General features: G+C 57.5%; 15 protein-coding genes. 7 read left to right on the top strand and 8 right to left on the bottom strand.

Annotated features, from left to right (window positions below; translation table 11 throughout):
* Window positions 1-9 precede the first annotated feature (9 nt).
* Window positions 10-537 carry a hypothetical protein gene (locus EWR20_RS00125; RefSeq protein ID WP_129358204.1) on the bottom strand — a complete coding sequence of 176 codons (528 nt, stop codon included), beginning with the start codon at window positions 535-537 and terminating at the stop codon, window positions 10-12.
* Window positions 538-627: 90 nt separating this feature from the next.
* A complete protein-coding gene (locus EWR20_RS00130; protein ID WP_394342266.1) occupies window positions 628-1578 on the bottom strand; it encodes a TauD/TfdA dioxygenase family protein in 951 nt (316 codons plus the stop codon).
* A gap of 424 nt (window positions 1579-2002) precedes the next feature.
* Between EWR20_RS00130 and EWR20_RS00135 the strand changes: the two genes are divergently transcribed.
* The 3 genes from EWR20_RS00135 (at window position 2003) to EWR20_RS00145 (ending at window position 6044) form a co-directional block, all read left to right on the top strand.
* Window positions 2003-3109: a type I restriction endonuclease gene (locus EWR20_RS00135; protein ID WP_129358205.1), complete on the top strand. Its 1107-nt coding sequence runs from the start codon at window positions 2003-2005 to the stop codon at window positions 3107-3109.
* A gap of 161 nt (window positions 3110-3270) precedes the next feature.
* A complete protein-coding gene (locus EWR20_RS00140; protein WP_129358206.1) occupies window positions 3271-4155 on the top strand; it encodes a shikimate dehydrogenase in 885 nt (294 codons plus the stop codon).
* Window positions 4152-6044 (top strand): bifunctional sugar phosphate isomerase/epimerase/4-hydroxyphenylpyruvate dioxygenase family protein, encoded by a 1893-nt coding sequence (locus EWR20_RS00145; protein WP_129358207.1) that lies wholly within the window; start codon window positions 4152-4154, stop codon window positions 6042-6044. The genes EWR20_RS00140 and EWR20_RS00145 overlap by 4 nt, the downstream gene beginning before the upstream one ends.
* 595 nt (window positions 6045-6639) lie before the next feature.
* On the opposite strand, the gene EWR20_RS00150 is transcribed toward EWR20_RS00145, so the two are convergent.
* Window positions 6640-7596, bottom strand: a complete 957-nt coding sequence (locus tag EWR20_RS00150) for an alpha/beta hydrolase family protein (RefSeq protein ID WP_129358208.1) — start codon at window positions 7594-7596, stop codon at window positions 6640-6642.
* Between the two features lie 248 nt (window positions 7597-7844).
* On the opposite strand from EWR20_RS00150, the gene EWR20_RS00155 reads away from it, so the two are divergent.
* Complete coding sequence (locus EWR20_RS00155) at window positions 7845-9032, top strand: polysaccharide deacetylase family protein (RefSeq protein ID WP_238147486.1); 1188 nt, start codon at window positions 7845-7847, stop codon at window positions 9030-9032.
* Window positions 9033-9556: 524 nt separating this feature from the next.
* Here the strand turns inward: EWR20_RS00155 and EWR20_RS13005 are convergent.
* A complete protein-coding gene (locus tag EWR20_RS13005; RefSeq protein WP_255411221.1) occupies window positions 9557-9688 on the bottom strand; it encodes a hypothetical protein in 132 nt (43 codons plus the stop codon).
* Between the two features lie 192 nt (window positions 9689-9880).
* On the opposite strand from EWR20_RS13005, the gene EWR20_RS12615 reads away from it, so the two are divergent.
* Both EWR20_RS12615 and EWR20_RS00165 read left to right on the top strand, forming a co-directional pair.
* A complete protein-coding gene (locus EWR20_RS12615; RefSeq protein WP_165000904.1) occupies window positions 9881-10174 on the top strand; it encodes a DUF3800 domain-containing protein in 294 nt (97 codons plus the stop codon).
* 112 nt (window positions 10175-10286) lie between these two features.
* Complete coding sequence (locus tag EWR20_RS00165; RefSeq protein ID WP_129358209.1) at window positions 10287-10856, top strand: recombinase family protein; 570 nt, start codon at window positions 10287-10289, stop codon at window positions 10854-10856.
* 70 nt (window positions 10857-10926) lie between these two features.
* Here the strand turns inward: EWR20_RS00165 and EWR20_RS00170 are convergent, their stop codons facing one another.
* Window positions 10927-11496, bottom strand: coding sequence for a hypothetical protein (locus EWR20_RS00170; RefSeq protein WP_129358210.1), 570 nt, complete (start codon window positions 11494-11496; stop codon window positions 10927-10929).
* A 75-nt stretch (window positions 11497-11571) separates the two neighbouring features.
* Window positions 11572-12030: a hypothetical protein gene (locus EWR20_RS00175; protein WP_129358211.1), complete on the bottom strand. Its 459-nt coding sequence runs from the start codon at window positions 12028-12030 to the stop codon at window positions 11572-11574.
* Window positions 12031-12282: 252 nt separating this feature from the next.
* On the opposite strand from EWR20_RS00175, the gene EWR20_RS00180 reads away from it, so the two are divergent.
* Window positions 12283-12666 (top strand): GNAT family N-acetyltransferase, encoded by a 384-nt coding sequence (locus EWR20_RS00180; RefSeq protein ID WP_129358212.1) that lies wholly within the window; start codon window positions 12283-12285, stop codon window positions 12664-12666.
* 485 nt (window positions 12667-13151) lie between these two features.
* Here EWR20_RS00180 and EWR20_RS00185 read toward each other — a convergent pair whose 3' ends face one another.
* Both EWR20_RS00185 and EWR20_RS13010 read right to left on the bottom strand, forming a co-directional pair.
* Window positions 13152-13370, bottom strand: a complete 219-nt coding sequence (locus EWR20_RS00185) for a hypothetical protein (protein WP_129358213.1) — start codon at window positions 13368-13370, stop codon at window positions 13152-13154.
* 241 nt (window positions 13371-13611) lie between these two features.
* Window positions 13612-13734 (bottom strand): hypothetical protein, encoded by a 123-nt coding sequence (locus EWR20_RS13010; protein WP_255411222.1) that lies wholly within the window; start codon window positions 13732-13734, stop codon window positions 13612-13614.
* Window positions 13735-14176: the final 442 nt, after the last annotated feature.

The raw sequence follows: 14176 nt of genomic DNA on the forward strand, positions 1-14176 counted from the left end.
GGGCTCCAATTAGGCCGTAACGCTCCGGGCAACCGTACGACGAGAGAGTATAGCCCCGTTGGCAATGCGGTTTACGCCGATGACCAGGTAGATTGCCCAGACCGAGGTGACGAGTTCCAGGCCGTGGGCCGCGGCGTACGCCCCGATCGCTACGCGGACAGTCAGCAAGCACACCCACATCAGTAGGCCTATGCCACCAGGTCGACTTTCCAGCTGAGGTACTTCCCGCCCCCTGGCGGAGGTCCTCGCGAGCAGTCTATTCGTGGCCCCCGGGGGGATCGGACGAAAATGGGCGACCTTCGCTTGCAGGACACCTGCCCCGGCGGCGATGGCCAGTTCCAGTAGGAAAGCTCCCAGGTCCCCTCCGGTCAGGGCTATGGGATAAAGAGCCAGGTTGAAGACGGCGATGAGCGACAGGATCGCCCCGATTTTCATGCCCCGCCTCGGCTGGAGAGGCTTCCATTGGAATTGTCGGAAAATGATCCAACCGAGAATCAGGACTGCGAGAAGACCGAAGAAGATGGTGTGTGTATTCATGCCCCTTACTCTCGCTGGGACGGTCCCCCAACCGGCACCACCCCAGGGTAGGGATCAGGGTAGAGATCTCGCGCGGAGGTTCGTCTCAGGTCAGAGGCCGACGACGGGCGAGTAGTCCGAGGAATCGCCTTCGACGGCGTAGCTCCTGCCGCCGTCGGCGCCTTGAGGGATGTCCCCGGCAACCGTGATGCGGTTGAGTTTGCGGGGCGCGCGGTCGTAATTGTCGATCGCATAGTGCTGGGTCGCGCGGTTGTCGAATAGGACGAGCTGATCCGGTTCCCAAGCCACCCGCACAATGTATTCCGGTTTGGTGATATGCCGTTGGAATATGCGCAACAGATCCAGGGACTCCTCCGCCGTGACGCCCAGAATCTTGAGCCGCTGGGCGAAGGCTCCAATGAACAGCCCCTTCTGCCCGGTCAGGGGGTGGATGCGCACGACGGGGTGCACCGCGCGGAATGTCGATGAGACGAATTGGTCCTGATAGCTGCGTTCGGCGTCGGAGGTGACCTTGTCCGGCCGGACGTAATCCGAATCGTTGCTGTGCACAGCCCAGAGGGTGTCCGCGAAGGCGCGCAACTCTTCCGGGAGTCCGTTGTAGGCGGCCACGGTGTTGGTGATGAGCGTTTCGCCTCCATAGTCGGGGAGCTTGATGCTTCGAAGAGTGGATGCCTGAGGTGGGTTGACCACAAAAGTCACGTCGGTGTGCCACTTATTGGCCACCGAGGACTCGCTGTCCACGGGCAAGACACTCTTGGAATCCTGCCCTTCGAAACGAACAGTCGGGTGTGCCTTGGTCAACGGGCCGAAGTGGGATGCGAAATGGGCTTGGGCCTCGTCGCCGTGGACTCCGGCGTCCTTGAAGACGAGCGCCTTGTGTTCATTGAGCAGCTCTCTGATGCGGCCGACGACGCCTTCGGGGAGGTCCCCGGAGAGGTCAAGTCCTCGTATCTCGGCACCTGTGTATTGACCGATCTTTCGCACGGAGAACTCGGCGACGGTATTGGCATTCGGAGCGGAGGTGGATTCGTTGACGGTCACTGAACTCTCCTCGGGTTGGAACCGCTGGATATGCCGCAATCGATCCTGCACTTCGGATCGCGCGACCTGGTTGGTGACCGACGCTATAACCGCAGGTCAACCCCTACAAGAGATCAGTAACCCGACGTCAATGCTTCATGTTCCTTCACCCGACGTAGTGGTCAGCGGGTCCACATCTCAGCCGCACCCAGCTGCCACAACGCATTTACTGAGCCGGCAGGCTGGGCCATTGTGGCCTCTTGACGGGAGCGAGGAGACTCAACCCTCGTCGTCGCCTCTGAGAACCAGGGGTTGTTCGGATGAATCGACACTTTCGGCTCGGAAAAATCGCGCATATGTAATGTAAGTCACTTTGATCTACACTGAGGTTGCGGCCGCTGAATGGCCATCCACCTATCGCTCGATTTCACCTGGAGGAGCCATCATGCCGTTCGAAGAAGGTCTACGAGAACTCGCCACCAAACTGCGTGCCCAACAGGGCTCCATCCAGACCGAAGAGGCAACGAAAAATGCCTTCATCATGCCATTCATCTCTCAGGTATTGGGGTATGACATCTTCAATCCCCTCGAGGTTGTTCCCGAGTACACGGCGGATCACGGCACCAAGAAAGGCGAGAAAGTCGACTACGCGATCATGAAGGATTCGGAAGTCCAGATCCTGATCGAATGCAAGCGGCTCGGCGATCCACTAAGCCTCAATCATGCGTCTCAGCTCTACCGCTACTTCTCGGTGACAAATGCACGCATCGGTGTACTGACGAACGGCAGGGTGTTCAATTTCTTCACGGACCTTGATTCGCCAAACATCATGGACCGACAGCCTTTCCTCGTGCTTGATCTCCTGAACATTGACGAGAGCATGTTGCCCGCCCTCAGAAAAATCACGAAAGAGACCTTCAACTTGACGTCGGTGCTCAATTCGGCGGAAGAACTGAAGTACGTTGGCGCATTGAAACGGGAACTTGCGACCGAATTCAGAGAACCAAGCCCCGAACTCGTGCGTCTCCTGATGGGTCGAGTCTCGGAGCGACGGGGAACGGCCGACAACCTGAAGCTCTTTTCCAGTTTGGTTTCCAAAGCCACCAAACAATTCCTGAAGGAAATGGTCAACGAGCGGCTATCAGCTGCCCTGGGGGACAACGAAAACCCGGAACCACAGGATCTCTCGGACGCAGACGTTCCTTCGGCCACGGAGGAAGAGACGACGGAAGGAGACCAGACCAAGAAGACCGGCATCGTCACAACCGAGGAAGAGCTGACGGGCTATCAGATCGTCAAGGCGATAGCTTGCAGCGAGGTAAAACCCCACCGGATCACCCATCGCGACAGCAAAACATACTTTGCAATCCTGCTCGACGACAACAACCGTCGCCCAGTTGCGCGCCTTCATTTCAACGGTAAATCGAAGAAGTACCTGGGCATTTTCGACGAAAACAAGATCGAGACTCGTGTACTCATCGAAAACATCGAGGACATCTACGACCACGCCGAACACATCCGGCAACACGTCAGGCGCTTCGCTGAGCTTTAAGACCAATCGCACCGGTTAGGGGAGATCACGGGCACTGCGGCGCGGACACACGAGCGGGACGAATCCGTTCTGTGCGCGATTCGAACTTTCATGCGCATTCCGCCCTGCGAGCTGGGTAACGTGAATTGCGGTACATCGTGGTCACGAAAGATCGGAGCGTTATGAGTCTGGTAGGCGAGTCCTACGTCGTCGGATTGATCGGAAGCGGTATCACCGCGACCCTCAGCGCACCGATGCACGAGGAGGCTGCGGACCGCCTCGGACTGCGGTACATTTACCGCCCCATCGACCTGGACACCATCACTGACGGCGTCGAGCGTGCACCCGGGCTAATGAAAACGGCCGCCGAGCTCGGCTTCAGCGCCTTCAACGTCACTTTCCCGTGCAAACAGTCCATCATCACGCACCTGGACGGCCTCGCAAGCGACGCCCAGCGACTGGGTGCCGTCAATACGGTGGTCGTGGAAGACGGGCGCTTGATCGGCCACAATACCGACTTTTCCGGATTCGCGAGCGCCCTGGACGAAGGGCTCCCCGGCGCTTCACTGGACACGGTCGTCCAACTCGGGACCGGCGGTGCGGGTTCCGCGACCGCCTACGCTCTCCTCTCACGCGGGGTTCGGCACCTGTACCTGTTCGACGTCGACCACGCACGGGCCGAGGCCAGAGCCGCCGAATTGTCCGGGCAGTTCCCGGAAACCACCGTTTCAGCGCTCAGGAGCGAGGATCTGCCTCAAGCGATCGGCGCAGCCTCGGGCCTGGTCAATGCCACGCCCATTGGGATGCATCACCATCCGGGGGCTCCGCTTGACCTCGGCCTCATCCGCCCCGACCTGTGGGTCGCGGATGTCATCTACCTTCCGCAGGAAACCGCGCTGATTCACCATGCGCGTGAGATCGGGTGTCGAGTTCTGCCTGGAGGGTACATGGCGGTCGGACAGGCCGTCGATGCTTTCGAACTCATCACCGGGTTACTGCCCGAATACGCGCCCATGCGAACCCATTTCGAACGGCTTGTCGCCGCCCAACAAGGAGAATCGCTGTGAAAACGTCGATCGCGACCGTCTGCCTGTCAGGTTCATTGCGGCAGAAGATGCGCGCCGCCGCGGCCGCCGGGTTCGACGGCATCGAGGTCTTCGAACAAGACCTCGTCGTGGCCCCGGAAACCCCGGAATACATTCGCGAGTACGCAGCCGAGCTCGGACTCACCCTGGATCTCTATCAACCGTTCAGGGACGCCGAGGGCACCACGGAAGAAATATTCCAGGGCACTCTCCGGCGCATCGAGGGCAAGTTCCGGTTGATGAGGCGCTTGGGCATGAACCTGATGCTCATCCCTTCCAACGCTGGGACCGCCACGGTCGACGACGACTCCATCACAGCATCCCAATTGGCCCGCCTCGCGGATCTCGCCGCAACCTATGACATCCGCCTCGCCTACGAAGCCCTCGCCTGGGGCAGATACGTCAACGACTTCGAGCACTCATGGCGTCTCGTCGAAGCCGCCGACCGGGAAAATCTCGGCATTTGTTTGGACACGTTCCACATACTGTCCCGTGAATGGCCCACCGACTCCATCCCGGACATCCCCGGGGAGAAGGTTTTCTTCGTCCAGCTCGCGGACGCTCCGCTGATGTCCCTGGACGTGCTCTCCTGGTCCCGTCACTTCCGGGTTTTCCCTGGCGAAGGCGGATTCGACCTCGTGGATTTCATGATCAAACTCCTGGCCGGTGGGTACTCCGGCCCATTGTCACTGGAAATCTTCAACGATTCGTTCCGCCAAACACGTGTGTACCGCACGGCCGTCGATGCCCTGCGTTCGTTGGTCTGGCTCCAGGACCAGACGGCGCGGGCGTTGGACGCCTCCACGGGGTCAAATGCGGCAATCACCCGAGCGGCAGCCCGTGTCGGAGAGTTGACCACGCTCCCGGGCGCAATTGTTCCGCAGGGCATCACGTGGGCAGAAGTTCGCGGCCAGGAAACGGAGCAGGTCGAAGTGCTCCTATCGCACCTAGGATTCACCCACCGGGGACGGCACTCGAGCAAACCCGTGCAGCTGTGGGAGCAGGGCCATGCCCGCATCGTGATCAACGAGGAGCCCAGCGCGATGGACGTGCCCAATATGGCGTCATTGGGCTTTGAGGTCCAGCACGACGCGGCCGCCGCGGCTCACGCATCCGCTTTGAAAGTCCCTGAGGTTCCTCGCGTCACGCGCGAGGGCGAACAACCTTTCCCGGCTTATCTGGCACCGGACGGAACCGAGATCTTCTTCTGCCCGCCGCAGTCGGACGGCGGCGATCGATGGCTCAACGAATTCTCCTGGCCGGACCGTCTCGACGTCGCTGCTTCCCACCGAAAGAATTCGACCGAAGATGCGACTACGCCGCTGATCACGGGCATCGATCACGTGAACCTGGCCCAGCCCAAGCACCACTACCCGGAATCCGTACTGTTCTACCGGGCCGCGCTGGGCCTCGCCGTCCAGCCGTCGCAGGATGTTCCGGGCCCCACGGGACTGGTCAGCTCGCAGGTTGTAAGGAACGATGCCGGAACCGTGCGCTTGCCGCTGAATGTGGCCCCGGATCTGGGAAACGAGCCCGAGATCGAACATGTTGCATTCGCCTGCTCGGACGTCGTCGAACTGGCCCGCCGGGCTCAATCGTCCGGGTTGCGTTTCCTCCCGATCCCCCAGAACTACTACGAGGATCTGCGAGCGCGATTCGGCCTTTCGGAGGAGAAGACCCAGGAGCTCGCCGCCCTCAACCTGCTGTACGACCGGGACGGCCAGGGCGAATTCCTCCACTTCTACACTCAGACAGTCGGCAGCCTGTTCTTCGAGGTCGTCCAGCGGTTGGAAGGGTATTCAGGTTACGGCGCACCCAATGCGCCGGTGCGTATGGCGAGCCAATACACTCACTCGCTCCTTTGGCGCTAGGAGCCAGTGGCCGTCGCGCCAGGGGTGGACTCTCTGCCCGAAATGAGCGGCCGCATATTTGCGTCTACGACGGAAAGCTTTGTAGGGCTCTCGTCACGGGACGCCCTGGGTGTGGCGGGCCTTATCGTGCGGGGTTGCCGGTGTGCAACAGCCGTTAGTGGTCTGGGAGAGGGAGCTATCCCGGCTAAATCAGGGTCCTGCAATTTACGAATTATTGGATCAGGCCAGGGTAGGAACCGGTATGTCCTCCCCGGGGTGACCGCTACCCGGCAGTCATAGGCAGGTTCGTCAGGCATTTGCTGTCAAGGCTGGGGCTATTCCGCGAAGTTCTTGCGATTCTCCTATGCTCGTCACAATCCGAGTGTAGGCGCCGACCCTATGGGCGACGCAGATGGATTGTTCTATCGACATCAGTAGCGTGCTGCATGATCGGACCGTTCTTTGAGCACTGTGGATTCGATGTAGTACGGGAACAACGAGCAAATATAGGTGGTGTTGGGCTCGTTAACTTCAGGATGAAGAGGACTCGCATTGGGTGAGTATTTGATCCCGGTAGACGGTGCCTATCTGACCATCACGACCCCACCTCCGCCGATCAACACTGAAAGTGGTTGGTAATGAGGTCGAGCACCTCGCTGTAGTGAGTCGACCCAGGGGTGATCAGGGACCCGTGGGTGTCACCGTACATTGGATAGAACTCGGCTTGACCGCCGGCTTGTTGAGCAGTTTGGACGTAGCGCTGTGACAGCTGCCATGGCACCTTAGCATCTGCCATCCCATGGATTGCCGCCACAGGGATTGTGGGGTCAATGTTTTGGATGGGGTCTACATCCTTGTATCGAGCGGCCATTGGAGTCGGGTTACCGCCAATCACGTTGGTCAGATCTTCGTCGCCTGAATTCGCCGCGAATGTCATATCTAATGGGCCTGATATGGCGACAATTCGCTCAGGCTTAAACCCCGGAATACGTGTTATCTGCGACGGCCGTTGAGTATTTCTGGTTCCGGCCCAAGTGGCCAATTGAGCCCCGGCGCTGTGGCCAACAACTTCCGTTCGCCCCGACAGCTCAGGGTGGTCTCTGAGCAGCTGTGGTACGTGATCCAGTGCCGCAGTGACATCAGTAAAGGTTGTTGGCCACCCTCCACCAGACCCCACGCGTCGGTACTCGATGTTGTAGACAGCCACACCGCGACCAGCCAAAGATCGGGCAAAAGTACTGAAGTCACCAGCACCGATGGACCGGTGCCAGGCCCCACCATGAATGAGTACCACCAGTGGCACGGACTTTTCCTGATGAATGCCTCCGGGGAGGTAGAGATCGCCCCAGTTTTGGGACGGGTCGCCTTGTCCATCCACCCGATACCCAATCCTATGAACCTCCGGTGCCGGACGTTGGGAGACGGGTTGTTCTGCAGCAGCCAGCGTCGAATCCTGGATCGAGAGCCGGTTGGGTTCATCAGTGGATGAATTCGAGGTGCAGGAGCTGAGTACCGGAGTCAGTAGCACGCCGGTTACCACGAGGCAGGCAGGCAACTTCTTTGCAGGGTTCATCAGTTGGAGTGTGTGTCCCTTCAACACTTGGAAACGACCCTCACGTGTCGCCGGCACAAGCAGCTGAGATTCCCATTTCACGCCGCGGAGTGTGACCCCTTTTCTCCGCTCTTGACATATAGACCGTATGCCCCTTATCAACCGCCGCCCCTTCAATCAATGTGGAAGATCAGGAGTCTATCATTTTCTGTACTGACTAGTACATTTAGTTCTGTCAGTACAGAAATTAGTAGCAAGGCAGAAGGAGAATGAGGCAGTTGGCTATTACGCGAAGAGTTGCTTTGGCGTCCACATCAACGTTGGCAGGTGCCGCTCTACTGAGCGCGTGCGGGTCCAAGGATTCCGAATCCATCAATGGTTCTTCATCCCCCTCGTCAGGGGCCTCGGGTTCTGTCTCAGCCTCGGCCTCACCGCCGGTCCCGATGACCACCTGGGCCGATAACGCCATGGTCTCGCACCTGTTCTTCCACTCCCTGGTCGCCGACCCAAAACGAGCCTTCGATGGCGACGAGGACGCCAAGGGCTACCTCGACTACATGGTCACCATCGACGAATTCAAAAAAATCATCCAACAGGTCTATGACCGCAACTACATCCTCGTCAGCCCGCACCAGCTCTACACCACCGCCTCCGACGGCGGGGCCGAGCTGAAACCGCTGGAACTGCCCGAAGGCAAGAAACCCTTGGTGATCTCCTTCGATGACCTCTCCTACTACGAATACATGGATGGCGACGGCTTCCCAGACCGGTTGATCGTCCAAGACGGCAAGATCGTCAACGAATACCGTGACGCCGAGGGCAAGAAACATGTCGGGGCCTACGACCACTTGCCGATCGTGGAGGAATTCCTCGAAGATCACCCGGATTTCTCGCACGAGGGGGCCAAGGGTGTGATCGCGATGACCGGTTACAACGGGGTCCTGGGGTACCGGACCTCGGATATTTCCTACAAGGACCAGAACAAGAACCTTGATCAGGACAAGAAAGGTGCGAAGAAGGTCGCGGATGCGATCAAGGAGAACGGGTGGGAGTTCGCCAGCCATTCTTGGGGCCATATCAATTTCACGAAGTCACCGGTCGACCAAATTCGAGCGGACAATGAGAAGTGGCAGGCCGAAGTTGCTTCGATCGTGGGTAAGACCGACATGCTCATCTACCCGTTCGGGGCCGATATTGCCGGGATCGAGGATTACGGTAACGAGAAGTTCCAGTACCTGAAGTCTCAGGGGTTCAACGCGTTTTTCAACGTTGATGCTTCGCTCCCGGCTTGGGGGCAGGTCGGGCCGAATTATCTGCGCCAGGCAAGGATCAATGTTGACGGGATCTCGTTGAAGCACGCGATCGAGGGTGCCTCCCAGACCCTGAATGAATTCTTCGACCCTCACTCGGTCTTGGATCCCCAACGCCCGAAATCAATCGCTGGAACAACGGCTTGATCTCGATATTCGATTCGAAGCCTCATCTTCGATGACAACCGTTGCTTCAACTCGTGGCTGCGCGGGCGAGCTCGGCGTCCTACTCTGGCGTTCCGCAGGATACTCCGAGTAGGTTTCCTTCTGTATCGGTGATGGGTGTACCTCCTTCCAGGAGAAGCAATCGTTCGTTGGTGTGATCGAAGTGGGGGACACGGTTCAGGAAATCGATGAGACCTCCGGAGCTTTCCGGCCGACGGTTGATTGTCGCCTCGGGCAAGATCCGAGGGGGCTGTCGAAGCGCCTGGCCGATCTACAGAGGTCATTCCATGCCACTGTGGTGAACTGTGCAGGATCGACCGATTCACTGGATCTAGAAGTTGGTAGCTTCTAACCGGATCTCTCCTCGCTAGAGTCGTAAACGTGTATAACGCTCCAACGCATTCGAGGAAAGAACCCCACCGGCTCTACGCTTTCGTCGATGAAAGCTACCAGCAAGAGCACTACTACACCGCGTGTATGTGCTCGACCTCGACCAGTACATGGAACTATGTAGCAGGTTTGCTGACTTGGGCCAGCACGTGACCCACAAGTTTGGGGTTGATCCTGGAATCGAGTTCCATGGCCACCCCATCATGCACGGCCGTGGTGACTGGCAATGCCTTCGAGGTAAGGTTCATGAATACATCGCCCTCTACCGCCAAGCCATGCGACACATCAATCAGGTAGGGCCTCGTGTGATCATTGAAGGTGTGGATGTAGCCCGGCTCAATGCCAGGTATAGATATCCAGACCCTCCATACGAGATCACCCTCCGTCATGCCCTAGAGCGCGTCAATGACCTCACAGCGCGACTGGGGTACGAATCTTGCTTGGTTAGAACCGATATGGTCAGCAAGCATCAGGACTTCAAAGAAGCCATCGAAGGCTATACACGCATAGGAACCCCTGGGTATAAGTCCCAGAAGCTAGAGCGGATCGAACAACCCATTGAATGGTTCGACTCTGCTGCTGAGCGAGGTATCCAAGCGGTTGACCTGGCGGTCTACATGTATCGACGTGTTGTTGAACCAGACCCTACGGAAAACCCGAGGGCCAGACGAGCGGCTCGAACAATCATGCGAGAGCTTGGCCCGCTGTACTCGGCGCGAAAATGGGTCCCTTAAAAAGCTCGGAGGCCCTGTAGAGGCCTCCGGCAGACAACGCACCGGGAACCGGTTCGTCGTGCTCCTGTGATACTGACCATGAAGGAACAATGTTCAGGATGCCCGAAAGACGATGGTCACCGATCCTGCCGACTGCGCTACTCAGCGATCACAGAACACCGCCAAAAGCGGCAAAGCCCACAGGCTGTTGGTTCTTGATTATGGGCTGAATGCAAACGACGCCTCGGGGACTTTGGCGAAGCGGCCTGCTCTGAGCAGGGCGTTGGAGTATTTGCGAGAGGGTGACACGTTGGTGGTCACCAAGCTGGATCGACTGGGTCGTTCAGTGGGTAACCTCAAGGATGTCGCTGACCAGTTGCAGGATCAAGGTATGGGGTTGGTTGCCCTGTCCCAGGGGATTGATACCACCACGGCCGGTGGCCGGTTGTTCTTCCATATGCTGGCGGCCATTGCGGAGTTTGAGCACGATCTGATTGTTGAGCGAACCCGCGACGGGTTGGCAGCAGCCCGGGCCAGGGGCCGGAAGGGTGGGCCGAAGTTCAAAATGACTCCGACCAAGGCGAAGCAGGCTCGTGCTATGTATGACGCTGGAGAGCACACGGTTCAAGAGATCGCTGAGACGTTCGGGGTTTCGCGGCCGACGATTTACCGGCATCTTGGAGAAGACGCCGAGCGCAGATAGCGAAATTCTTCGGTGTGGCCCGACCCACGGCTTAGAGGGCGATACAGCGGTGCAAGCGTATTCGTGGAGTTTATTTCCACCAGTCCTGGTTTGAGTCTTGGTCCCAGGGGTCGCCGTGTTTCTTCCGCATCTTCGCTCGTTGTTTGTCTCTCAGTTCTTCCTTGTACTCTTGGGCGGTCTCGCGAGTCATCTCGCCAAACTCCTTGTTGCGCTGCTGGAAATCTTCCTCAGGTTCGGTCTCTTTCCAGGGGGACATGATGAAGAAGCTGGGCAAAGAGCCCAGTAATCCTGCCGCAGCTCCTACCCAGAGGAAGCGGGGATCCATCCCGAATAAGGGTGTGACCACGGCTCCCAGAATCGTCATGCCAGCCAGTTCTGCTATCGCTACCAAAGTCCCATGTGGCATGGTCTTCTTCTGCTTGACCTGTTCGTGACGGTTCATGATGGTGGTCAGACACGTGCCCACAACACCGACGAGTAGGGATATCACTACCTCGGAGCCGATATCCAACCGATCCGGATCGCCGATGAAACTGAGGTTCAGGATCAGGAGCGCAATGAAGGTCGGAACGGCGTTTAGGATGCCGATGAAGGCTGAGCCCGACAAGGCGTATTTGAGTGAAACTGGCTCGAACGCCATGACACCTCCGTAAGACTGTGCGCCCCGGGGTGAGCTAAACTTCGCCAACGGGGTGCACGTGAGCGATTATTAATTCTAGCTGCAGGCCGAGACAACCCCATCGACCCCGAGGATTCCTTCGAGGACGCTGACAGCGTCTTCGCCGATCTCGGCAGCAGCTGCGCCGCTACGTATCGCTGTGATCAGCCCTTTGATTCCACCGAAGATCTTATAGCCGTCCTTGAGCCATTTGACGACTTTGGCTACCGGCACGCCGTATTGAACTACAACACCGGCTAGGGCTGCTCCGCAAGAGACCCAGTTCACGTATGTTGTGGCCCCACCGGCTTGGGCACCCTCGATTTGGTTGATTGCTTCGGTCAGCCGCTGCTCATAGTTGGGCGTACTCTTCGGGTCCGCCGTCTTTAGGTCTTCGGGAAGTTGATCAAGAACACGCAAGGTGTGCTGGAACTGTTCTTCGGACATCTGGCCGCTAGGTGCGGTGGCGGCCGATTGTGCAATATTCGCGCTGGCGCCCGCGCGGCTGGCAGCCACGGCAGGTGCCACTCCTCCTGCCGAGAGGGCAAGAGAAGCGACGATCGTTCCAGTGATAAGAGGCTTAGGGCGTGAAAATTTCATGAGGTGATTGACCTGTTCCGATTGCCTATATTTCGATGAATTGAGAGTGTGCGTATTTTTAAATTCGCATTCTGATGGTATATGACTTGGCTTACTTAAAACAATTGCGGATGTATATCTTTATGAAAGGTTTATATTTAAATTCAAATAGTTATCGTTCTGTGACGTTTGCGTGAGATCTATCAGGCCTGGGCGGTTGCCGATGACCGGCTGGTGCTGGCTGTTGTCGATCATTCGACCGGAGCCATGGTCGGGGAGATTGTTCTCAATGAGTGGGACCAGCAGAACCACTCATGCAATTTCAGAACATTGATCGGTGCTTCTGGATGCGGACGGGGGCTTGGCACCGAAGCTCCACGCTTGATGGTTCGCCACGGTCTCACGACATTGGGTCTACACCGCATCAGCCTGGAAGTGTACGACTTCAATCCGCGCGCACGTCGGGTTTACGGGAAGGCCGGGTCTATTTATGAGGGGACCGGTCGGGATGCGCTTCGGTTTGATGATGCGTGGGTCGATGTCCATTACATGGCCGTGATCGCCCCGAATTAGGGCGATGAGTTTACGGGCCGACGTGTGGGGCCGACCCGCCGTACCCAATCCTGTTGGTTTGGCCGGGGAATAATCCCGGTGGAACGGGTTACCGGCGCCAGTAAAATACCGTGTGCGAACCGAGATGATGGTAAGGCCTCCTGGCAGACATGGTTCGAACAAGATGCTGGAGATTCAGCAGCAAAGATTACTTATGAAGAGTGCGTAGAACCTTAACAGTGAGGCAATTTGTTGAAAGAACACCCGGAGAATAAACCGAAGAAGAATAACAGACCAGTAACCGTAATAGCAGCAATATTGATTTTTGTATCATTGGTTACTTTTCCGTATATACTTCCAAAATTTGGCCTACATAGTGATGCGGAACAGTTGCCTTGGAAGGTTGGGATTATTCTGCTGCTATGTGTGGTCGGGTTGATCGGTGACCGCCTCTTGGGTAAATCCGAAAAATGATGGGCATCATAGGTTTCGATGTTATTAATAACTCACAAAAAGTTCACGATTCCCTCGATCTCCGAAGCCCGGCTTGACGGTCGTTTCGCACCATTCGCATAGACCTGCCCCGATGCAATGCGTGTCTGTCGTATCACATCGCGCGTCGCGGCCTTCCGTTGCTCAGCGATCAGCTTGCGCTTCTCCTCGTAAGTCATCTCGCGCTGTGGCTCCTCGTGATGACCCAAGAGACGCTTCAAGAAACCCATCATCGGACCCACTTCCCATCGGTTCGACCCGAAGATTTCTGAGCACACCGATACCCCGAGGCATACGTAGAGCCCGAGTCGATAGCCTTGGTCGCGAGAGATCTGGATACAGCTCGATACCTTCGTAGCTTGCCCACGGCTTGTTCACCGCGCTGATCAGTGCGCATTCGTCTCGAACCGGGGTTAAGGGGAGAATCATCGCGTGGACTTCAAGGACGTTGTCCCCCGGAAAGAGGCTGCTGGTTCACCGATTCATGAGGAGCTTGTTCACTCCGGCTAAACGGATCTGCGACTCCCCAAGGAGCTGCCGCTTCTCCTCAATGGTCAGGCCCCACGAGGCGTCAGTCTCCGGATGTTGCGCTGCCATGTCTGCTCGTTGCATCTAGTACGAGATCTACGCATCGAACCACTGGCCTAACCACCGATTAAGCACCTACATAGGGCTGATCCCAATGACAGATGAGAATCGTTTCCTTTCCCCGGCGCTAGCTAACTGGGTAGCGAAGTTCAATTCCGAGGCCCCTTGCGTGCTGGGCCTGAAGAAGAACTACTCGTTGCAGATGCGCGAATCCATGGCTCCGGCTATGGACCAAGCATCGGAGATCATCGCCGGGTCGGTCCGCTCCTACTTTCAGTGGGTAGGTCCCCAGCTCGCCGAGCAAACTACTGAACCCTACCGCGAAGCCATCAGAGCGGTGTTCCCTGAAGTTTCGGTCAGTCAAGACGCGATCGGGGAGATGGTCCGGAATCTGACCGTTGCCGTTGAATCTGGCAGCTTCCCCGAAGTTGTCCTAGAAGAAGTGCAACAG

Origin of the sequence: Rothia uropygioeca, from assembly GCF_004136585.1 — a bacterium.
Taxonomy (GTDB): Bacteria; Actinomycetota; Actinomycetes; order Actinomycetales; family Micrococcaceae; genus Rothia.

Bases quoted from the DNA above. Each gene is read 5' to 3' on its own strand.
- EWR20_RS00125 (WP_129358204.1), bottom strand. From the start codon at position 537: ATGAATACACACACCATCTTCTTCGGTCTTCTCGCAGTCCTGATTCTC.
- EWR20_RS00135 (WP_129358205.1), top strand. From the start codon at position 2,003: ATGCCGTTCGAAGAAGGTCTACGAGAACTCGCCACCAAACTGCGTGCC.
- EWR20_RS00140 (WP_129358206.1), top strand. From the start codon at position 3,271: ATGAGTCTGGTAGGCGAGTCCTACGTCGTCGGATTGATCGGAAGCGGT.
- EWR20_RS00150 (WP_129358208.1), bottom strand. From the start codon at position 7,596: ATGAACCCTGCAAAGAAGTTGCCTGCCTGCCTCGTGGTAACCGGCGTG.
- EWR20_RS00155 (WP_238147486.1), top strand. From the start codon at position 7,845: ATGAGGCAGTTGGCTATTACGCGAAGAGTTGCTTTGGCGTCCACATCA.
- EWR20_RS13005 (WP_255411221.1), bottom strand. From the start codon at position 9,688: ATGAACCTTACCTCGAAGGCATTGCCAGTCACCACGGCCGTGCATGAT.
- EWR20_RS00165 (WP_129358209.1), top strand. From the start codon at position 10,287: ATGGTCACCGATCCTGCCGACTGCGCTACTCAGCGATCACAGAACACC.
- EWR20_RS00170 (WP_129358210.1), bottom strand. From the start codon at position 11,496: ATGGCGTTCGAGCCAGTTTCACTCAAATACGCCTTGTCGGGCTCAGCC.
- EWR20_RS00185 (WP_129358213.1), bottom strand. From the start codon at position 13,370: ATGATGGGTTTCTTGAAGCGTCTCTTGGGTCATCACGAGGAGCCACAG.
- EWR20_RS13010 (WP_255411222.1), bottom strand. From the start codon at position 13,734: ATGGCAGCGCAACATCCGGAGACTGACGCCTCGTGGGGCCTGACCATT.